Genomic DNA, 19,686 nt, shown 5'->3' with positions numbered 1-19,686 from the left:
TGAGCGAGCCGCCATCGAGTTTCTTGATTTCAGCCTTGTTCACATTACGCAGGACCGGATCGCCATCCGCCTCAGAGCCGACGTAGGCGTTATCGTCGAAACCGGTTGGGGTGTTACTGGCATCAAGGCCTTCAAACACGATGTAGAGGTGGTCGCCGGGCTGGCGGCCTGAATAATAGGGTATCGAGACGGTGTAGAAATTCAGGTCCGGATCCAGGGCACTGCCGCTTGCCTCGACGATGTTCGGTCTGGCCGGCTGTATGATGTCGCCGACGACCGTCACGGAAGCATTGTTTGATGAACGATCCGTTTCGCCGGTTCTGATCCGATCGTAGGACACCGACGCCCGCCCCTTGGCGATCGCCACCACGTCTGCATTGGGAATCGAAAAATCATACTGGAATGGCACGTATTCGACGGTCTTGTCCAGCGGCCCGACGATGACCTGGGACTTGCCCTGTGCAGGCGTGCCAACCCAGGTCAGGCGTAGGGTATCCCCCACCGCATGGTCGGTTGAATTGACGTAGACCCGGCAAATGACGTCGGCTTCCGCCAGTTGTTCGAGGTCGATTACCCGGGTCGGGATACCGTTGACCAGCACTTGGGGGGCATCGAGGCGATTGCCGCCCAGATCGACCACCACCGTGGTGGGGGCAGACCAGGGCGCGCGCTCGTCGGGGTAGTTATTACAGACATCCACTACCTGATAAGCAACGATGACCTCGCCGTCATCGCCCTCGACAATTTTCGCCTTGTCGACATGGATCGTGATATCCGTATCCACCTCGCCCGGCAGGACGGTGTGCTCCACCGTCGCCTTCCCCCAGGCCAGGTAAATACGGTCATTCTGGCGCATGTTTTCGTAATGAAGAATGGTGACATCCACCCCGGCATCCGCTTCGATGGGGCCGACACCGTTGTCGATAATCTCCTGGGCAATCGTGTAGCGCAGCCCCGAGTGCCCGGGGGTTGTCGGGTCATCGTCGTAGCCGCCAGGGCGGAGCAGCTTGACCAGAAATTTCTGCGGTGGCGAGTCCACGGGGATCTGCCCCGGGCGGGTCACACTGTAGAACACCGGCTCGGCATCGCCCTCCAGGATAAAACCCTTGTTGAGGTGAATCCGCAGCCGATCGGGGGGATTGGCATCGATGGTGTCGGACCAGACCGGGGTTTGGGTATTGTTCCAGTAGAAGGCGATCGCGTCCCCGTCTCCATTGGGAAACCAGAGGTCGACGTAGCACTTCAAACCATCCTCGACCAGCGCAACCCCGATGCCGCCGGCGTAGTCTTCGAACGCGGGGGCTATGTTAGGGATATACAGAGGATCAAGGCGTAATGAGCTGTCGCTGCCTGCTTCGGCAGAGCTGGATGACTTTTTCATGGAAACACTCTTGCGTCGGGTATTTCGCCGCAGAGGGGGCGTGGCCTACAACCGTCGGGTTATTAACGGGCGGATGAGGTGTGGCGTCTACTGTCAGTGTTGACAGGTTGGAGGGATATCAAGCGGGGCCGTGCGGGGGACACACGAACAGCCGTGAGTGTGTCCCCGCTTTCAGATGAACACTTCATCCCTGCGCCTGACGCGCAGGATTACATCAGGCCTTTTTGTGTTGCTCGACCCACTTGCCATAGGCCTCGATGAATTTCTGCAGGAACGGCCGCACCGACTCCGACAACTCGCCCTGCTCGTCGAACGCGCTCCCCGCCCCGGCCAGATAAGCCTCCGGCTGCTGCATGCACGGCACATCAAGGAACACCAGGGACTGGCGCAAATGATGGTTGGCGCCAAAACCACCCATGGCCCCTGGCGAGGCACTGATCACCGCGCCGGGCTTGCCGCTCAGGCAGCTCTTGCCGTAAGGCCGCGAGCCAACGTCGATGGCATTTTTCATCGGGGCCGGCACCGAGCGGTTGTATTCCGGGGTGACAAACAGCAATGCGTCGGCCGCGCCAACCTGCTGGCGGAAAGTGCTGTAGGCTGGTGGGGGTGTGACATCGATATCCTCGTTGTAGAGCGGCAGGTCGCCTATCTCGATGATTTCCAGCTTCAGGTTGCTCGGCGCCAGATCCGCCAGGGCCAGGGCCAGCTTGCGATTGATCGAAGCCTTGCGCAGGCTCCCCACTAAAACGGCCACGGTGTAGACATTACTCATTGGACACTTCTCGACTATGGGTTCAAGGGAGCCCCTATTTATAGATGATCGGGCGGACAATTGGACCAGCGGAGAACCGAAAACCTTCCGACTGGACTATTTTTTTCATGTAGGAAAACTTACCGCGCTTGACCAAGGTCTACAGAACCGCAAATCGAGTGATTTATTTCCAGAGGTTCTAAGCAATGGCAGCAGTACTTGTCGGACATTTTCATGCACGGGACGCCGAAGGTCGCGTCTATTCAGTGCATGAATTCCAGGAATCGACCCCGTCGCCCGACGGTAACGGCAAGGAGCCTGTCACCACTTTCAAGCTGGCGATTGGAGATCGCGTCAACAAACTCGAAGACGGCAAATTCATGCTGGTGCAGTCCCAGATTGAATTAACCCGCGAACCGGAAACGCTACCGCCCGCTCAAACGCCTGCTGAAACGCTAATTGCTTCATAACCTGTTGTTATGAGCAGAAGTCATGCCCGGACTTGGGTTAGGATTCAGCCACTCAATGGCTCTCCCGCCCAACATGGACTGCTTGCATGCGTTTACGCCACATCGAAGTGATCCAGGCGCTGTTGCAGACCGGCCACCTCGGCACGGCGGCTGAATGGCTGCAATTACCGGTGGCAGAGGTAGAAGCGACGCTACGCGATGCCGAGCTACAGTTGGGTTTCATGCTGTTTGCCAGCGTGCGTGGGCGATTGCAGGCGACTCGCGAAGCCCTCGAGTTACGCGACGGCATCACGCGAGTGTACGACACCCTCGAACCGGTACAACGCCTGGCCAGTAGCCTGAAACACTATCAGACGCCGCCCCTGCGCGTCATTTGCACCCCGCCGCTGGCCCAGCAGTTACTGCCCCGGAGTATCGCTGCCCTGCGTCGACGCCATCCGGACGCCCCTTGCACCCTGCTCAGCCAACCGACCCGAGACATTGTTCAGAGCCTTCTGCTGCGCGACAGTGACTTGGGCCTCAGCCTGCACGACCCCGAACACTCCGACATCCAGTGCCAGATGATCGCCCAAGGCAAACTGCAATTGCTGGCGCCCCACGGCTGGCTGCAACCGCGGCAAAAATACATTTCGGTTCAGGATCTGGCGGGCCAATCTTTGGTGGGCCTGGATGGCCACGACCCGCTGAGCCCTGCGTTCGACCATAAGCTGGCGGCGCTACGCCCCGCGCCGGTCATCCAGATCCGCGTACAGACCCATCAGATGATGCGCGCCATGGTCGAGGCTGGTGAAGGGCTTGCCATCGTTGACCCCTTCACCGCTTCAGGTGCCAAGGACGGCGGGCTGGACGTATGCCCGGTATCGCCCGCCATTCCCATCTGCCTGTATGCGCTGAGCCTGAACGGCACGGCGGCCTCTTCCACCCTCCAGTCGCTGCTGGAACTGATTACGGAACAAGCCGAGGCGCTGTTGGGCCACTGATCGCCATGCCCAGCGGATCGTCGAACAACCGGTACCAGAACAACGCCACCTCGGCGGTATGCCGGTCAATGCCGCGATAGCGCAGATGATCGATCCCGCCCAGCACGTAACCGCACCGCTCATAGAGCCGGCAAGCGCCCAGGTTGTTGTTCTGGGTTTCGAGCATGATTCCCGGCAGTTTTTTCTTGCGACTCCAAAAATGAGCGACGTCTAGCAAAGCCCTGGCCACACCGTGGCGACGGGCCGGGGCATGCACGGCAAGCTCATCGATGTGGGCAAAACCGTTCCAGTTGGTGCTCACCACCAGATGCCCTACCGGTTGGTCATCGAGATAAGCCATGAAGATCTCGCTGTCCGGCGCATCGCGGAAGCTGCTGAATTCCTCAGGATCGATGCCATAGCATTTGCGATAAGGGGCGATGGGCGTCACTGGCCATTGGCTCACTGGCCGCCCCACCTGCGCCGCTCCATAGGCACTGACCTCGAAACTGAAGTCGCTGCCCCAGATATAGGCGGCAAAGCCGTCATCGACGACACGCACCGACAGGCCGGGGTGCTTGGGATTCATGACCGGCTGCATACTGGGAAAAGTCCTCATTCCTTGAGACAACCAACGGCGCTCTGCCATCCATTGCCCTTGCCTCTCGAAGCTTCATACATCAAGCGGGTATCCGTAGCCTGCCCGTTACCTCAGGTTAGAAGGTACTGGCGATTGTGGCGAGAAATGAATGATGAGGGCCCCTTGTGGGAGCGAGCCTGCTCGCGATGGAATCTCCACGATACAGCCGACAGACCGAGCTGCCTGCATCGCGAGCAGGCTCGCTCCCACAGGGCGCGGTCGTGGCGCAAGATCAATTCGCTGCGGCCTGGGATTCGACCAATTGCGTCCACAATGCCGGAGCGCCAGCAGACTTGGCGATGGCTTCCAGACGTGCGGCATGTTCAGCCAGGTCGTTTTCGCTGGCGCGAAGGATCCGGCCTGGCGTGCGGTCAGTGGGCAAACGACGAATTTCCGAGGCTTGGTTACCCGAACCTTCACCCGTGCCATTGCCATCGGAGGCGTTGCCGGCCAGGGACAGGCTGGTCTGCCCGCCCGTCATGGTCAGGTAGACGTCGGCCAGGATCTCGGAGTCGAGCAAAGCGCCGTGCAGTTCACGACCAGAGTTGTCGACCCCGTAGCGCTTGCACAAGGCATCGAGGCTGTTGCGCTGCCCCGGGTGCCGCTCCCGCGCCATCATCAGGGTATCGAGGATGGTGCAGTGCCGGGTGATGTCGGCCCGGTCGTGCTGGCCCATCAGGGCAAATTCGTTGTTGATGAAACCAACGTCGAACGCCGCGTTATGGATGATCAGTTGCGCACCCTGGATGAACTCGAAGAATTCATCGGCCACTTCAGCGAAGCGCGGCTTGCCCACCAGAAACTCGTTGGTGATGCCGTGGACGCCGATGGCGCCTTCATCACTTTCGCGGTCCGGTTGCAGGTAAACGTGGAAATGGCGACCGGTCAGGCGCCGGCCAATCAGCTCGACACAGCCGATTTCGATAATCCGGTGACCATCGGTCACCGGCATGCCGGTGGTTTCGGTATCCAGTACAACAGATCTGTTGGCCATCAGTGTTCAGCTCTCAACGGGCATGCTTGCAAAAGCGCGGATGTTAACACGCTCCGAGGGAGTTGCTGGCCGCAGCTTTGTGGCGAGGGGATTTATCCCCGCTGGGGCGCGAAGCGACCCCGTGCAAACTTCCTGACACACCGTGGTGTCTGGCTTTAGGGCTGCTTCGCAGCCCAGCGGGGATAAATCCCCTCGCCACAAAGTGTGCATGCCCAACTGAACAGGGTTGCATCAGGCTTGCTTGTACCCCCGCACCTCATCCACCCCACGGTTGGCCAACTGGTCGGCCCGTTCGTTACCGTGATGGCCGATATGGCCGCGCACCCACTTCCAGGTGACGTTGTGGCGGTTGACCTGCTCGTCGAGCAGCTTCCACAGATCGGCGTTCTTCACCGGCTCTTTCGCAGCGGTTTTCCAGCCACGCTTCTTCCAGTTGGCCATCCACTCATTGATGCCTTTCATCACATACTGCGAGTCGGTCACCAGCAATACGTCGCAGGGCCGCTTAAGCTCTTCCAAACCCCGAATAGCGCCCATCAGCTCCATGCGGTTGTTGGTGGTATTGGTTTCACCGCCCCAGAGTTCCTTCTCGACACCCTTGCATACCAGCAGCGCCCCCCAACCACCCGGGCCGGGATTGCCCTTGCAGGCGCCGTCAGTGAAGAGTTCTACGCTATCGCTCATGCCAATCCATCCAGAAAAAAATGCAAAGGCCTGCCGGACGGGAACGACAATGCCCGCAACCGAAATGCCGCCAGACCATCAGAAAAGGGTTAAGGCTCGATGTGGCGACGATTGACCTTGGCCATCGGCAAGGGAATCAGCTTGCCCATCGGCTCGCGTCGCGCCTGACGAACCGGGCGCAGCCCGACCGCAATCTTGCGCGCCACCAATAAATAGAAGCCGCCGCCGGACAGTTGCCACTCACCGGCCTTGCGCTCCCAGCCGGCCAGACGGGCCTGCCACTTGGGCGACGCAAGCGGCGGACGATAGCATCCGAAGCGGCGTTTCTCCAGCGCGAAGCCCAGCAGGTTGAGCCAGTCACCGACCCTTGACGCCGAGATGCAGCGAGCCTGACGCAAAGCATCGTGTGCGAACACGTGACGCAACCCCCAACTGCTCCAGGGATTGATGCCAATGATCAGCAGATGCCCGCCAGGGCGCACGCTGCTGGCGGCTTCGCGCAGCAACCCGTGCGGGGAGAGACAGAAATCCAGCCCGTGCTGCATCACCACCACGTCGGCGGCATGCTCGCTCAACGGCCAGGCCTGCTCTTCGCAAACGATCTCCACGCCGGGCAAGGGTGCCCCCAGGCGGACATTGCGCTGGACCTGCGGCGCCGACGGCGGTGTCTGCGCCGAAGGCCCGTAGTGCACCAGATAGCCACCAAAGAACCGGCCCAGCTCGTCTTCGAGCATGCGCCGCTCCTCTTCCAGCAAAAATTGCCCGACAGGGCCGGACAGCCACTCACGAGCGGCGCTGATCAACGCAAGCCAGTCGGGATCAGCCTGAGCGAACGCTTCATCAGTCATTGCATTCTCCAACGCGTCAGGAAGTTCTAAGATGCGCCTTTGTTTTCTGCTTGGCGAATTCCGCGATGATACAGATCAGTGCCCTGCCCGCGTTCACCGATAACTACATCTGGTTGTTACAGGACCACGCCACTCAACGCTGCGCCGTCGTCGACCCCGGCGACGCCACGCCGGTGCAGGAATGGCTCGACGCCCATCCAGGCTGGGTCCTGAGCGACATCCTGATCACCCACCATCATCACGATCATGTCGGCGGCGTCCAGGCACTGAAAAACGCGACACACGCCACCGTCTACGGCCCGGCCAGCGAAAACATCCCGGCGCGGGACGTGGCGCTGCAAGACAACGACCAGCTCAGCGTCCTCGGCTGGGACTTCGATGTCTACGCCGTACCCGGCCACACCCTGGGGCATATCGCGTATTACCATCATGGCCTGTTGTTCTGTGGCGACACCTTGTTCGCCGCCGGCTGCGGCCGGCTCTTTGAAGGCACGCCGGCACAAATGCATCAGTCCCTCAGCCGCCTGGCCTCTCTGCCTGAGGATACGCTGGTCTACTGCACCCATGAATACACCCTCAGCAATCTTAGATTCGCCGCGGCGGTAGAGCCCGGCAACCCGGACATAGCCGCGCGCCTGGAAAAAGTCAGCCAGCAACGCAACGCGGGCGTCATGACCCTGCCCTCGACCCTGGCACTTGAAAAGCTCACCAATCCGTTCCTGCGGACCGCTGAAACATCCGTTAAACAAAAAGCAGACGAACGGAATGGCCAGCGTAACGAGACGCCAAGTGAGGTTTTTGCGGCCTTGAGGGCATGGAAAGATAAGTTCTAAGGCCGCTGGCGTTTGATACAAAAATTCTGAAAGGTTGACCTGTTGGGGTGCGCTTCCTAGAATCGGCCGACATTTTTGCCCGGAACTTACTTCCAGCCAATGTCGTCATCTATACGTAAGTCCGTCCAGTCAGACACATTGACCCGCTTGGCTCAAGCTGTCGCAGTGGCTGTGTCCGCTACCCTGGCGGGCTGCCAGAGCACGAGCCAGGTGCCGCAGACCGATGTGGCGCACACGCCGAACATCGCCGCTCGCGCCAAACAGAAACCCATCTGGCTCACCGAAAAACCTGTCCCTCAAGTACCTCAGGACGTCTGGGAGCGTATGCGCCAGGGCTTCCAGCTGCAGGAAACCGCCGGCGTCAACCCGCGTATCGAACAGCAACGCCTGTGGTTCGCCAGCAATCCATCCTTTCTGGAAAACGCCGGCGAACGCGGCAGCCTGTACATTCATTACATCGTCGAACGCCTTGAAGAACGCAACATGCCCCTGGAGCTGGCGCTGCTGCCAGTGATCGAAAGCGCCTACAACCCCATGGCTTATTCCCGGGCCCATGCGGTGGGCCTGTGGCAGTTCATCCCGTCCACGGGGCGCTACTTCAACCTGCGCCAGACCCGCTTCTATGACGGGCGTCGCGACATCACGGCCTCTACCACGGCCGCGATGGATTACCTGACGCGCCTGCACGACATGTTCAACGGCGACTGGCTGTTGGCGCTGGCTGCCTACAACGCAGGCGAGGGAACGGTCAGCCGCGCCATCGAGCGCAACGAAAAACTTGGCCTGCCCACCGATTACTGGAACCTGCCGCTGCCCAGCGAAACCCAGGCCTATGTGCCGAAGTTGCTGGCGTTGTCCCAGGTGGTGCTTGCCCCGGAGGCCTACGGGGTCAACCTCAACCCGATCGCCAACGAACCGTATTTCCAGGTCGTCGAGATCAACCAGCGCATGGACCTGTCCAAGGTCGCGGCGGTGGCCGACATTGACGAAGACGAGCTGTTCCAGCTCAACCCGGCGTTCAAGCAGCGCACCACCATCGATGGCCCGCAGCACCTGCTGGTGCCCACGTCCAAGGCCCAGTTGCTGACCGCCAGCCTGTCCACCATGCGTCCGGAAGAACTGATCAGCAAACGATCGCTCAAACCGGTTTTTGACTCAGCCGAAGAAAGCACGGTGGCGGGGGCCAAGCGCACGTACCGCGTCAAGCGTGGCGATAACCTGGGTCTGATCGCCAAAGCCAACAACGTTCAGATCAAAGACCTGCAACGCTGGAACAGATTGAGCGGCAACAAACTCAAGATCGGCCAGACCCTGGTCATGCAGGACACCCGCAAACGCGTCAACACGGTGGTCGCGGCCAGCAGCAAGAATAAAAAGAAACAGACCCAGTACAAGGTCAAGCAAGGCGACTCGCTGTACGTGGTCGCCAAGCGCTTCAACGTGGAAATGCAGCACCTCAAGCGCTGGAATCCACGGGTAGGCAAGGCGCTGAAGCCCGGGCAGATGCTGACGGTTTACTCCCCGCACTGACGTGACCGGGGGCTGTGTAGGAGCTGTGTAGGAGCTGGCGAAGCCTGCGATCTTTTGATCTTCCGCTTTGAGATTCAAGTGTCCGGGGAGAAGCTCGCAGCCTCGTTGCACTCGACAGCTCCTACACCGCTCCTAAAGCCCCGCCTTTTTCCTGCCGATACAAGCTGTTACTGTACGGGCCATAAAGCCCAAGCCGCCTGGATCGGATCTCAGACTTGATACGTCCCCTCCTCCTGCTCCTGATCAGCCTGGCCTTGAGCTCTCCCGCCAGCGCAACCATTAGCGAAAGCCATGGTTATGCGCAGTTCGGCACGCTCAAGTACCCGGCCAGATTCACCCACTTCGACTGGGTCAACCCGCAAGCGCCCAAGGGCGGAATCTTGCGGGTCATGGCATTCGGCACCTTCGATACGCTCAATCCCTACACATTCAAGGGCAGCAGCCCGGTTTCGACCCCCAATTTCCTGCAATACGGCATCAACGAGCTGAACGAACCGCTGATGGTTGGCACGGGTCAGTACGCGCCGTCCGGCGACGAGCCGACGTCGAGCTATGGCCTGATCGCCCGGTCGGTGGAATACAGCGAAGACCGCAGTTGGGTGGTGTTCAACCTCAGACCCGAAGCGCGTTTTCACGATGGTGTGCCGATCACCGCCTATGACGTGGCGTTCTCCTACCGAACGCTGCTCAAGGAAGGTCATCCGCAGTACCGCACCAACCTTCAGGAAGTGCTGCGGGTCGACATCCTCAACCCGCTGAAAATCCGCTTTGTGTTCAAGCGTACGGGCAACCCGCTGCTGATCCTGCGTCTGGGTGAGTTACCGGTGCTGCCTCAGCACTACTGGAAAGACCGCGACTTCAAGGCCACCACCTTCGAACCGCCCTTGGGCAGCGGCCCATACCGGATTACCAAAGTACAGCCTGGTCGCCAGTTGGTGTTTGAGCGGGTCAAGAATTACTGGGGCAAGGACTTGCCGGTCAATCGCGGCAAATACAACTATGACCGGATGGACGTGGAGTTTTACCGCGACAGTGAAGTGGCTTTCGAAGCCTTCAAGGCCGGGGAGTTCGACATTTACATTGAGCACCAGGCCAAAAACTGGGCCAACGGCTATCAGTTCCCGGCAGTCAATCGCGGCGAGGTGATCAAGGCGCAGATTGCCCACCAGATCCCGACCCAGACCCAGGGTCTGTTCATGAACACCCGACGCAGCACGTTCGCCCAGGCCAAGGTTCGTGAAGCCCTGGGGATGATGTTCGACTTCGAGTGGACCAACCGCACGCTGTTCAGCGGTGCCTACAAGCGCACCCTCAGTTATTACCCCAACAGTGAGTTCTCCTCCAGCGGCCTTCCGGTGGGCCACGAATGGCTTCTGCTCAAGCCGTATCGGGAACAATTGCCGCCCCAGTTGTTCACCCAGCCCTTCAGCCTGCCTCGGACCGACGGCCGGGGGATCCCCCGGGAAACCTTGCGCAAAGCCCTCGGGTTACTCAAGGAAGCCGGTTGGAGCATTCACGGCCAGCGTCTGCTCAACGCCGACAGCCAGCCGCTGCGCTTCGAGATCCTGCTGGTGAACCCGAATCTGGAGCGCATCCTGCAACCCTACGTGGAAAACCTCGCCAGCATCGGCATCCAGGCCCGCCTGCGTACGGTGGACCGCGCCCAATACAAGCAGCGCCTGGACCAGTTCGACTTCGACATGATTCTGCTGACCCTGGGCCAAACCCTTAGCCCGGGCCTTGAGCAATGGCAGTACTTCCATTCCAGCCAGGCGGGGGTCAAGGGCAGCAAGAACTACGCTGGCATCAACAACCCGGTGGTCGATCACCTGCTGGAAAAGCTCCTTTCTGCCCGCACCCGTGACGAACAGGTCGCCGCCGGCAAAGCCCTGGACCGTGTGCTGCTGTGGCAGCACTACTGCATCCCTAACTGGTATCTCAATTATCATCGCCTGGCCTACCGTAACCGGTTTGCCTTTGTCACCACGCCGCCCTACACCCTGGGTTTGAGCGCATGGTGGCTGAAATCTTCGGAGAAAGATCAATGAAGCCTTTACGCGCCCTGCTCCTGCAGGCCAGCGGCCTGTTGTTCGCCGGACTGGCCTGTGCCGCACCGCAGCACGCCTTGACCTTGTACAACGAGCCGCCGAAGTACCCGGCCAACTTCAAGCATTTCGATTATGTGAACCCTGACGCCCCCAAGGGCGGGATTTTTCGTCAGGGCGGGTTTGGTGGTTTCGACAGCCTTAACCCTTTTATCAGCAAGGGCGTCCCCGCCGATGACATCGGCCTGATCTACGACACCCTGGCCAAACAAGGCCTGGACGAACCCTTCACCGAATATGGCCTGATCGCCGAAAAAATCGAGAAGGCCCCGGACAATGCCTGGGTGCGCTTCTACCTGCGGCCCGAAGCCCGCTTCAACGATGGCCATCCGGTGCGCGCCGAGGACGTCGTGTTCAGCTTCCAGACCCTGACCAAGGACGGCGCCCCGATGTTCCGCGGTTACTACAACGACGTCGCCGAAGTCATCGCCGAAGAACCGCTCAAGGTACTGTTCAAGTTCAAGCATAAAAATAACCGTGAATTGCCGCTGATCCTCGGCCAGTTGCCGGTATTGCCCAAGCACTGGTGGGCCGGGCGCGAATTCAACAAGGGCAACCTGGAAATTCCCCTCGGCAGCGGCCCCTATAAGGTCGCCGAAGTGAAGGCTGGCCGCTCGATTCGCTATGAACGCGTGAAGGATTACTGGGGTAAGGACTTGCCGGTCAATCGCGGCTTCTACAACTTCGACGTCCTGACCACCGACTATTACCGTGACAACACCGTGGCGGTCGAGGCACTGAAGGCCGGGCAGTTTGATTTCTGGCTGGAAATGGCTGCCAAGAACTGGGCCAACGCCTACAACATCCCGGCCGTTACCGAAGGCCGGCTGATCAAGGAGCAGATCCCCAACGGCAACCCCACCGGCATGCAGGGTTTTGTCTATAACCTGCGCCGTCCGGTCTTCCAGGACGTACGGGTGCGCAAGGCCTTGAGCCTGCTGCTGGACTTCGAATGGACCAACAAACAACTGTTCCACGGTGCCTACGCGCGCACCCGCAGTTATTTTGAAAACTCGGAGATGGCCGCCACCGGCCTGCCCGGGGAAGACGAGCTGAAGATCCTCGAACCCCTGCGCGGCAAGATCCCCGAACAGGTGTTCACCCAGGCATTCGAACCTTCGGTATGTGACGGCAGCGGCATGATCCGTGACCAGCAGCGCAAGGCCTATCAATTGCTGCAAGAGGCCGGCTGGCACATCGTCGACGACAAGATGGTCGATGCCCAGGGCAAACCCGTGGTGCTGGAGTTCCTGCTGGCCCAGACCGAATTCGAGCGGGTGCTGCTGCCATTCAAGCGTAACCTCAGCGACCTGGGCATCGAACTGGTGATCCGCCGGGTCGACGTGTCCCAATACATCAATCGCGTGCGCTCACGTGATTTCGACCTGATAGTGGGTAGCTTCCCGCAATCCAGCTCGCCGGGTAACGAACAACGGGAATTCTGGATGTCGGCTGCCGCCGATAATCCCGGCAGCCGCAACACCATGGGCCTGAAGGACCCGGCGGTCGACCAACTGGTGGAGCAACTGATCAACGCCGATTCACGCAAGAGCCTGGTGGCCCACGCCCGGGCGCTGGACCGGGTGCTGCAATGGGGCTACTACGTGATCCCCAACTGGCACATCAAGACCTGGCGCGTAGCCTACTGGAACCACATCGGCCATCCAAAAATCACCCCGACCTACGACATCGGCACCACCACATGGTGGGTCAAGCCAGAGGTCAAGCCTTCCATTGAGGTGGAAAAACAGGTCATCGAGCAAAAAATCGTCGCCCCGGCGAGTGTGGAGTAACCCGATGCTGGCTTATATCTTTCGGCGCCTGTTACTCATCATTCCAACCCTGTTCGGCATTCTGTTGATCAACTTCGTGATCATCCAGGCCGCGCCCGGCGGGCCGGTAGAGCAGATGATCGCCAAACTCGAAGGCTTCGAAGGCGCCACCAGCCGCATTGCCGGCGGCGGTGCCGAAGTGTCGGTGGCCGGCTCGGCCTATCGCGGTGCCCAGGGCCTGGACCCGGCGCTGGTCAAGGAAATCGAGCGCATGTACGGCTTCGACAAGTCGGCACCGGAACGCCTGTGGATCATGATCAAGAACTACGCCCGGCTGGATTTCGGTGACAGTTTTTTCCGCGACGCCAAGGTCATCGACCTGATCAAGGAAAAAATGCCGGTCTCCATCTCCCTAGGGCTGTGGAGTACGCTGATCATGTACCTGGTGTCGATCCCGCTGGGGATCGCCAAGGCAACGCGGCATGGCAGTCACTTCGACGTCTGGACCAGTTCGGCCATCATTGTCGGCTATGCCATCCCGGCATTCCTGTTCGCCATCCTGCTGATCGTGGTGTTTGCCGGCGGCAGCTATTTCAACTGGTTCCCGCTGCGGGGGCTGACGTCCAACGATTTCGACGAACTGAGCATGGGTGGCAAGATCCTCGACTATTTCTGGCACCTGGCCTTGCCTGTGACAGCCCTGGTGATCGGCAACTTTGCCACCATGACCCTGCTGACCAAGAACAGCTTCCTCGATGAAATCAACAAGCAGTACGTGGTCACCGCCAAGGCCAAGGGTCTGACCCGCAATCGGGTGCTCTATGGTCATGTGTTCCGCAACGCAATGTTGCTGGTGATTGCCGGCTTCCCGTCGGCGTTCATCGGAATCTTCTTCACCGGCTCGTTGCTGGTGGAGGTGATCTTTTCCCTGGATGGCCTGGGATTGATGAGTTTCGAGGCGGCCATCAACCGTGACTACCCGGTGGTCTTTGGCACCCTGTTCATCTTCACCCTCCTGGGGCTGGTGGTGAAACTGATCGGTGACCTGACCTACACCTTTGTCGATCCACGCATCGACTTCGAAAGCCGGGAGCATTGAGATGAACCTGTCCCCCCTCAATCGCCGCCGTTTCGAACTGTTCAAGGCCAACAAGCGTGGCTGGTGGTCGCTGTGGCTGTTCCTGATCCTGTTCGGGCTCAGCCTGGGCGCCGAACTGATCGCCAATGACAAGCCGCTGGTGGTGCACTACGACGACGGCTGGTACTTCCCGGCCCTCAAGCGCTACCCGGAAACCACGTTCGGCGGCGAATTTCCGCTGGAAGCCAACTACAAGAGCCCATACATCCGCGAACTGCTGGCCGCCAAGGACGCGTGGGTGCTGTGGGCACCGATCCCGTTCAGCTACCAGAGCATCAATTACGACCTGAAGGTCCCTGCCCCGGCACCGCCTTCCTCGGTCAACTGGCTGGGCACCGACGACCAGGGCCGCGATGTGCTGGCCCGGGTCATCTATGGCTTCCGTGTCTCGGTGCTGTTTGCCCTGACACTGACCCTTCTCAGCTCAATCATCGGCGTGATCGCCGGCGCCTTGCAGGGCTTTTATGGCGGTTGGGTCGACCTGGCCGGCCAACGCTTCCTGGAGATCTGGTCAGGGTTGCCGGTGCTTTACCTGCTGATCATCCTGGCCAGTTTCGTGCAACCGAACTTCTGGTGGTTGCTGGGCATCATGCTGCTGTTCTCCTGGATGAGCCTGGTGGACGTGGTCCGCGCCGAGTTCCTGCGCGGGCGCAATCTGGAATACGTGCGTGCCGCGCGGGCATTAGGCATGCAGAACGGCGCGATCATGTTCCGCCACATCCTGCCCAACGCCATGGTCTCGACCATGACGTTCATGCCGTTCATTCTCACCGGCGCCATCGGCACCCTCACGGCCCTGGATTTCCTCGGGTTTGGCTTACCTCCGGGCGCGCCGTCCCTGGGTGAACTGGTGGCCCAGGGCAAATCCAACCTGCAGGCGCCTTGGCTGGGCATCAGCGCGTTCGCCGTGCTGGCGATCATGCTGAGCCTGCTGGTATTTATCGGCGAGTCCGCTCGCGATGCCTTCGATCCGAGGAAGTGAGATGAATCAGGACAATCTGATCGAAGTACGCGACTTGGCAGTGGAGTTCATTGTTGGCGAACGGCGCCAGCGAGTCGTCGAAGGCGTCAGTTTCGACATCAAGCGTGGCGAAACCATGGCTCTGGTCGGCGAAAGCGGCTCAGGCAAGTCGGTGACCGCCCACTCGATCCTGCGGTTGCTGCCCTACCCGCTGGCCCACCATCCAAGCGGAACCATCCAGTATTCCGGTCAGGACTTACTGGGGCTCAAAGAAAAGACCATCCGCCATATCCGCGGCAACCGGATCGCGATGATCTTTCAGGAACCGATGACGTCCCTCAATCCGCTGCACTGCATCGAGAAGCAGATCAACGAAGTGCTGGGCATTCACAAGGGGCTGTCCGGCAAGGTCGCTACCCGTCGCACCTTGGAGTTGCTGGAACTCGTGGGCATCCCCGAGCCGCACAAGCGCCTCAAGGCCCTGCCCCATGAGTTGTCTGGCGGCCAGCGCCAGCGGGTGATGATCGCCATGGCCCTGGCCAACGAGCCGGAACTGCTGATTGCCGACGAACCGACCACGGCACTGGACGTCACCGTCCAGCTGAAAATCCTCGAATTGCTCAAGGATTTGCAGGCGCGGCTGGGCATGTCGCTGCTGTTGATCAGCCACGATTTGAACCTGGTGCGAAGAATTGCTCATCGCGTATGTGTCATGCAGCGCGGTTGCATCGTCGAACAGGCATCGTGCGAAGAGCTGTTCCGCGCGCCGCAGCATCCGTACACTCGGGAACTGCTGGCCGCCGAGCCCAGCGGCAACCCGGCGACCAACGTGGTCGGCCCGCCGCTGTTGCAGGTCGAGGACCTGAAAGTCTGGTTCCCGATCAAGAAAGGGCTGTTCAAACGCACGGTGGATTACATAAAGGCCGTGGACGGGATCCGCTTCAGCCTGCCCCAGGGCCAGACCCTGGGCATCGTTGGCGAAAGCGGCTCCGGCAAGTCCACCCTGGGGCTGGCGATCTTGCGGTTGATCGGCAGCCAGGGGGGGATCCGGTTTGAAGGCAAGCAGCTGGACTGCCTGTCGCAGCAACAGGTCCGGCCGTTACGCCGGGAGATGCAAGTGGTGTTTCAGGACCCGTTCGGCAGCCTGAGCCCACGGATGTGTGTCAGCCAGATCGTCGGCGAAGGCCTGCGGATCCACAAGATCGGCACCGCGGCCGAGCAGGAACAAGCGATAATCGAGGCATTGAAGGAGGTCGGCCTGGATCCGGAAACCCGGAACCGCTACCCCCATGAATTTTCCGGAGGGCAACGGCAGCGTATCGCCATTGCCCGGGCCCTGGTGCTCAAGCCGGCGTTGATTCTGCTGGATGAACCGACGTCGGCCCTGGACCGTACCGTGCAACGCCAGGTGGTGGAGCTGTTGCGGTCGCTGCAAACCAAGTACAACCTGACGTATCTGTTTATCAGCCATGACCTGGCTGTCGTCAAAGCGCTAAGCCACCAGTTGATGGTGGTCAAGCATGGCCAAGTGGTCGAACAAGGTGATGCCCGCAGCATATTCGCCGCGCCGCAACACCCCTATACACAGCAGTTGCTGGAGGCCGCTTTCCTGGCCCCAACAACTGCCGAATAACCTGAAAGAGGAGCAACACATGGGTTTTCTCGCCGGTAAGCGCGTACTGATCGTCGGTGTCGCCAGCAAGCTGTCCATCGCATCCGGCATCGCCGCCGCCATGCATCGCGAGGGCGCTGAGCTTGCCTTCACTTATCAGAACGACAAACTCAAGGGTCGTGTCGAAGAGTTCGCACAAGGCTGGGGTTCGAGCCCTGAGCTGTGCTTCCCGTGCGACGTGGCCAGCGATGAAGAAATCGCCAAGGTCTTCGAAGAACTGAGCAAGAAGTGGGACGGTCTGGACTGCATCGTGCACTCCGTGGGCTTCGCCCCGGGGGACCAACTGGACGGCGACTTCACCGAAGCCACCACCCGTGAAGGTTTCCGCATTGCCCACGACATCAGCGCCTACAGCTTTGTGGCCCTGGCCAAGGCCGGTCGCGAAATGATGAAAGGTCGCAACGGCAGCCTGCTGACCCTGTCGTACCTGGGCGCCGAGCGCACCATGCCGAACTACAACGTGATGGGTATGGCCAAGGCTTCCTTGGAAGCAGGCGTGCGTTACCTGGCCGGCTCCCTGGGCCCGGACGGCACCCGCGTCAACTGCGTATCGGCCGGACCGATCCGCACCCTCGCCGCTTCCGGCATCAAGAACTTCCGCAAAATGCTGGCCGCCAACGAAGCGCAAACCCCGCTGCGTCGCAACGTCACCATCGAAGAAGTCGGCAACGCCGGCGCCTTCCTGTGCTCGGACCTGGCCTCGGGCATCAGCGGTGAAATCATGTACGTAGACGGCGGCTTCAACACCACCGCCATGGGTAATCTCGAAGAGTAATCTTCACGCCACGTGCTATGCGTAAAAACGCCGCTTGTCCTGAGAAGGGACAAGCGGCGTTTTTTTGTTCCCGTCTGTCAGCTTACATTCGTGTTGAATGGGCCACCGCTATCGCGAGCAGGCTCGCTCCCACATTTTTCGCGTTGCTCATAGACTTTGGGCAAACCACAAATTCCCTGTGGGAGCGAGCCTGCTCGCGATGACGATGGACCTGCACACATAAGGGCCTGATGTGATGCCCTCAGCGTGAACTTGCCTGTTTTTGGATGTACATCGCCGCATCGGCATCCGCCAAAAGGCTGTCGATGGACTGATAGCGTTGGGGATCGTATTCGATCTGGCCGACGCTGAAACGGATGTCATAGCCACGCTGCAACATCGCGTTGCGCTCGTCGAGGATTTCCCCAAGCCGCGCCATGATCGCCGCAGTTTCGACATGGGAAGAGCCGGTGAGCAAGGCGACAAACTCATCGCCGCCCAGACGACCGATCACATCACTTTCGCGGAAAGCGATGCGTAGCACGTCGGCGAAGGTTTTCAGCGCCGTATCGCCCTCGGCATGTCCAAAGCGATCGTTGATGGGTTTGAAATCGTTAAGGTCGAAGAACAGTAGCGTTGCCGGACGCGACAGGCGCTCGCACACGCTCAACGCATGCTGGGCCAGTGTCTTGAAACCACGCCGATTGGACAGCAACGTCAGTTCGTCCATGCTCGCCATCTGCACAGCAACCATTTCCTGCTCGGCCATGCTGGCAAGGTCGCGCAGCAGTTCGCGTTCTTCGTCATTGAGCTTGCGCGGCCGGGTGTCCAGCAAGCACAAGGTTCCAAGCTTGCTGCCGTCATCAAGTGCCAACGGGTGCCCGGCGTAGAAGCGAATGCCGGGTTTATCCGTGACGAACGGGTTGTCGCGAAACCGTTCGTCCTGTTCCGCGTCGCAGACCTCCATAATCTGATCCTGCAAAATGGCGTGCCCACAAAATGAAACGTCACGCCCGGACTCACTGGCGTCCAAGCCGGCGTTGGATTTGAACCACTGACGGTTGGCATCCACCAGCGATACCAGCGCAATGGGCACATCGAACAAACGCCGGGCAAGGCGAGTCAGGCGGTCGAAGCGCTCCTCGGGCGCGGTGTCGAGCAGTTTGAGCGAGTGCAAATTCTTGAGGCGAACGGCTTCGTTATCCGGTTTACCTGGCGCAAGCATCGCAAACTCCATCGAGAGGGCTGGTTGAAGTCTAGCCCAGGCCCACGCCCCTTCAAACCGAACGGCCAAATCAAACAGGCATTTATCGACGGGGCCGAATACACTGCGCCCCAGGTTCAAGACGAGGACGCTCACCGATGAAACCCGCCACCCACGATGCCGCCCCACGTTTCTGGCGTGATGCAGCGCTGCCCTTCATCGAAGCCCGAGCCATCGCCGACGGGCGCAAGGTCTGCTATTCGCGTCATTCCCATGACCATTTTTCCATCGGGGCAATCACGGCCGGTCGCAGCACCTACCTTCATGAGCAATCGAATTTCCAGGTAGAGAGCGGTACGGTCGTGCTGATGAACCCTGGCGCTGTCCATGCGTGCAACCCGATCAATGATCAGCCATGGTCGTATGTAATGCTGTACGTCGACACCCAGTGGCTGACGGACTTGCAGCGCCGAATCGGCTTTGACGAGACGCTGGATTTTCAGGGTTTTGCCACCACCCACAGCCGTGACATTGAGCTGTTTGCCGCATTACAGGGTTTGTATGCACAACTGGTGGACGAGCGGATCGACATCGCCGGCAAACACGCCGCCGCCGAAGCGTTCTTCATCGACCTGCAACACCGGCTCAACCCCGCCGGGCGCCCGGACCGCGGGAGCCATCCGGGGCTGATGCGCGCGGCGCAGTTTATCCATGACCATTGCAGCGAGGCCTTGAAACTCGAAGACATCTGCGCCGCCGCACAACTTTCGCCGTCGTACCTGAGCCGGGCCTTCAAGCGCCATTACGGCATGACGCCCCATGCGTTCCTGGTCAATCGTCGAATCCAGTTCGCCCGTCGACAATTGCGCGAAGGCAAGTTGATCGCCGACGTGGCGCTGGACAGCGGGTTTGCCGACCAGGCGCATTTTCAGCGAGCCTTCAAACAACACCTGGCCGCCACGCCGGGCCAGTATCGCGGCTGATATCCCT

The 19,686-nt window shown here is 60.1% G+C and carries 17 protein-coding genes and 1 pseudogene; 11 read left to right on the top strand and 7 right to left on the bottom strand.

What is annotated here, in order from left to right:
* Together BMY45_RS09405 and BMY45_RS09400 are read right to left on the bottom strand one after the other, a co-directional pair.
* Positions 1 to 1,381 (bottom strand): annotated as a pseudogene (locus BMY45_RS09405) (hypothetical protein); the annotation flags it as partial.
* A gap of 214 nt (positions 1,382 to 1,595) precedes the next feature.
* On the bottom strand, positions 1,596 to 2,153 hold the full coding sequence (locus BMY45_RS09400; protein WP_092396894.1) for an NADPH-dependent FMN reductase: 558 nt from the start codon (positions 2,151 to 2,153) through the stop codon (positions 1,596 to 1,598).
* Between the two features lie 185 nt (positions 2,154 to 2,338).
* On the opposite strand from BMY45_RS09400, the gene BMY45_RS09395 reads away from it, so the two are divergent.
* Complete coding sequence (locus tag BMY45_RS09395; protein ID WP_092396892.1) at positions 2,339 to 2,602, top strand: hypothetical protein; 264 nt, start codon at positions 2,339 to 2,341, stop codon at positions 2,600 to 2,602.
* An 86-nt stretch (positions 2,603 to 2,688) separates the two neighbouring features.
* The gene (locus BMY45_RS09390) at positions 2,689 to 3,582 is read left to right on the top strand and encodes a LysR substrate-binding domain-containing protein (RefSeq protein ID WP_092396890.1); all 894 of its coding nucleotides are present in this window, start codon (positions 2,689 to 2,691) and stop codon (positions 3,580 to 3,582) included.
* On the opposite strand, the gene BMY45_RS09385 is transcribed toward BMY45_RS09390, so the two are convergent.
* The 4 genes from BMY45_RS09385 to BMY45_RS09370 form a co-directional block, all read right to left on the bottom strand.
* Positions 3,548 to 4,162 carry a GNAT family N-acetyltransferase gene (locus BMY45_RS09385; protein ID WP_092396888.1) on the bottom strand — a complete coding sequence of 205 codons (615 nt, stop codon included), beginning with the start codon at positions 4,160 to 4,162 and terminating at the stop codon, positions 3,548 to 3,550. The two genes, BMY45_RS09390 and BMY45_RS09385, sit on opposite strands and share 35 nt — an antisense overlap.
* A 271-nt stretch (positions 4,163 to 4,433) precedes the next feature.
* Positions 4,434 to 5,195 carry a DNA polymerase III subunit epsilon gene (dnaQ, locus tag BMY45_RS09380; protein ID WP_092396886.1) on the bottom strand — a complete coding sequence of 254 codons (762 nt, stop codon included), beginning with the start codon at positions 5,193 to 5,195 and terminating at the stop codon, positions 4,434 to 4,436.
* Between the two features lie 231 nt (positions 5,196 to 5,426).
* Positions 5,427 to 5,879, bottom strand: coding sequence for a ribonuclease HI (rnhA, locus tag BMY45_RS09375; protein WP_058544565.1), 453 nt, complete (start codon positions 5,877 to 5,879; stop codon positions 5,427 to 5,429).
* Between the two features lie 89 nt (positions 5,880 to 5,968).
* On the bottom strand, positions 5,969 to 6,727 hold the full coding sequence (locus BMY45_RS09370; protein WP_047225765.1) for a class I SAM-dependent methyltransferase: 759 nt from the start codon (positions 6,725 to 6,727) through the stop codon (positions 5,969 to 5,971).
* Positions 6,728 to 6,792: 65 nt separating this feature from the next.
* On the opposite strand from BMY45_RS09370, the gene gloB reads away from it, so the two are divergent.
* The 8 genes from gloB to fabI all read left to right on the top strand — a co-directional run bounded on the left by gloB (position 6,793) and on the right by fabI (position 17,513).
* Positions 6,793 to 7,560, top strand: coding sequence for a hydroxyacylglutathione hydrolase (gene gloB / locus BMY45_RS09365; protein ID WP_092396884.1), 768 nt, complete (start codon positions 6,793 to 6,795; stop codon positions 7,558 to 7,560).
* A gap of 99 nt (positions 7,561 to 7,659) precedes the next feature.
* Positions 7,660 to 9,090, top strand: a complete 1,431-nt coding sequence (locus BMY45_RS09360) for a transglycosylase SLT domain-containing protein (RefSeq protein ID WP_092396883.1) — start codon at positions 7,660 to 7,662, stop codon at positions 9,088 to 9,090.
* A 215-nt stretch (positions 9,091 to 9,305) separates the two neighbouring features.
* Positions 9,306 to 11,138: an extracellular solute-binding protein gene (locus BMY45_RS09355; RefSeq protein ID WP_092396881.1), complete on the top strand. Its 1,833-nt coding sequence runs from the start codon at positions 9,306 to 9,308 to the stop codon at positions 11,136 to 11,138.
* A complete protein-coding gene (locus BMY45_RS09350; protein ID WP_092396879.1) occupies positions 11,135 to 12,988 on the top strand; it encodes an extracellular solute-binding protein in 1,854 nt (617 codons plus the stop codon). Before BMY45_RS09355 ends, BMY45_RS09350 begins: the two co-directional genes overlap by 4 nt.
* A 4-nt stretch (positions 12,989 to 12,992) precedes the next feature.
* The gene (locus BMY45_RS09345) at positions 12,993 to 14,066 is read left to right on the top strand and encodes a microcin C ABC transporter permease YejB (RefSeq protein ID WP_047225760.1); all 1,074 of its coding nucleotides are present in this window, start codon (positions 12,993 to 12,995) and stop codon (positions 14,064 to 14,066) included.
* Position 14,067: 1 nt separating this feature from the next.
* Entirely contained in the window at positions 14,068 to 15,087 is a 1,020-nt protein-coding gene (locus BMY45_RS09340) for an ABC transporter permease (RefSeq protein WP_047225759.1), read from the top strand.
* Between the two features lies 1 nt (position 15,088).
* A complete protein-coding gene (locus tag BMY45_RS09335; protein ID WP_092396877.1) occupies positions 15,089 to 16,699 on the top strand; it encodes an ABC transporter ATP-binding protein in 1,611 nt (536 codons plus the stop codon).
* Positions 16,700 to 16,718: 19 nt separating this feature from the next.
* Positions 16,719 to 17,513 (top strand): enoyl-ACP reductase FabI, encoded by a 795-nt coding sequence (fabI, locus tag BMY45_RS09330; protein WP_092396875.1) that lies wholly within the window; start codon positions 16,719 to 16,721, stop codon positions 17,511 to 17,513.
* A 241-nt stretch (positions 17,514 to 17,754) separates the two neighbouring features.
* Here the strand turns inward: fabI and BMY45_RS09325 are convergent, their stop codons facing one another.
* On the bottom strand, positions 17,755 to 18,717 hold the full coding sequence (locus BMY45_RS09325) for a GGDEF domain-containing protein (RefSeq protein WP_092396873.1): 963 nt from the start codon (positions 18,715 to 18,717) through the stop codon (positions 17,755 to 17,757).
* A gap of 137 nt (positions 18,718 to 18,854) precedes the next feature.
* On the opposite strand from BMY45_RS09325, the gene BMY45_RS09320 reads away from it, so the two are divergent.
* On the top strand, positions 18,855 to 19,679 hold the full coding sequence (locus BMY45_RS09320) for a helix-turn-helix transcriptional regulator (protein ID WP_092396871.1): 825 nt from the start codon (positions 18,855 to 18,857) through the stop codon (positions 19,677 to 19,679).
* The last annotated feature ends 7 nt before the right edge of the window (positions 19,680 to 19,686 follow it).

Origin of the sequence: Pseudomonas sp. NFACC39-1 (assembly GCF_900110355.1) — a bacterium.
Lineage (GTDB): Bacteria > Pseudomonadota > Gammaproteobacteria > Pseudomonadales > Pseudomonadaceae > Aquipseudomonas > Aquipseudomonas tehranensis.
Note: the sequence above shows the minus strand (reverse complement) of the source record. Positions and strands in the feature narration are given on the sequence as shown.

Bases quoted from the DNA above. Each gene is read 5' to 3' on its own strand.
- BMY45_RS09400 (WP_092396894.1), bottom strand. From the start codon at position 2,153: ATGAGTAATGTCTACACCGTGGCCGTTTTAGTGGGGAGCCTGCGCAAG.
- BMY45_RS09395 (WP_092396892.1), top strand. From the start codon at position 2,339: ATGGCAGCAGTACTTGTCGGACATTTTCATGCACGGGACGCCGAAGGT.
- BMY45_RS09390 (WP_092396890.1), top strand. From the start codon at position 2,689: ATGCGTTTACGCCACATCGAAGTGATCCAGGCGCTGTTGCAGACCGGC.
- BMY45_RS09385 (WP_092396888.1), bottom strand. From the start codon at position 4,162: ATGCAGCCGGTCATGAATCCCAAGCACCCCGGCCTGTCGGTGCGTGTC.
- dnaQ (WP_092396886.1), bottom strand. From the start codon at position 5,195: ATGGCCAACAGATCTGTTGTACTGGATACCGAAACCACCGGCATGCCG.
- rnhA (WP_058544565.1), bottom strand. From the start codon at position 5,879: ATGAGCGATAGCGTAGAACTCTTCACTGACGGCGCCTGCAAGGGCAAT.
- BMY45_RS09370 (WP_047225765.1), bottom strand. From the start codon at position 6,727: ATGACTGATGAAGCGTTCGCTCAGGCTGATCCCGACTGGCTTGCGTTG.
- gloB (WP_092396884.1), top strand. From the start codon at position 6,793: ATGATACAGATCAGTGCCCTGCCCGCGTTCACCGATAACTACATCTGG.
- BMY45_RS09360 (WP_092396883.1), top strand. From the start codon at position 7,660: ATGTCGTCATCTATACGTAAGTCCGTCCAGTCAGACACATTGACCCGC.
- BMY45_RS09350 (WP_092396879.1), top strand. From the start codon at position 11,135: ATGAAGCCTTTACGCGCCCTGCTCCTGCAGGCCAGCGGCCTGTTGTTC.
- BMY45_RS09345 (WP_047225760.1), top strand. From the start codon at position 12,993: ATGCTGGCTTATATCTTTCGGCGCCTGTTACTCATCATTCCAACCCTG.
- BMY45_RS09340 (WP_047225759.1), top strand. From the start codon at position 14,068: ATGAACCTGTCCCCCCTCAATCGCCGCCGTTTCGAACTGTTCAAGGCC.
- BMY45_RS09335 (WP_092396877.1), top strand. From the start codon at position 15,089: ATGAATCAGGACAATCTGATCGAAGTACGCGACTTGGCAGTGGAGTTC.
- fabI (WP_092396875.1), top strand. From the start codon at position 16,719: ATGGGTTTTCTCGCCGGTAAGCGCGTACTGATCGTCGGTGTCGCCAGC.
- BMY45_RS09325 (WP_092396873.1), bottom strand. From the start codon at position 18,717: ATGCTTGCGCCAGGTAAACCGGATAACGAAGCCGTTCGCCTCAAGAAT.
- BMY45_RS09320 (WP_092396871.1), top strand. From the start codon at position 18,855: ATGAAACCCGCCACCCACGATGCCGCCCCACGTTTCTGGCGTGATGCA.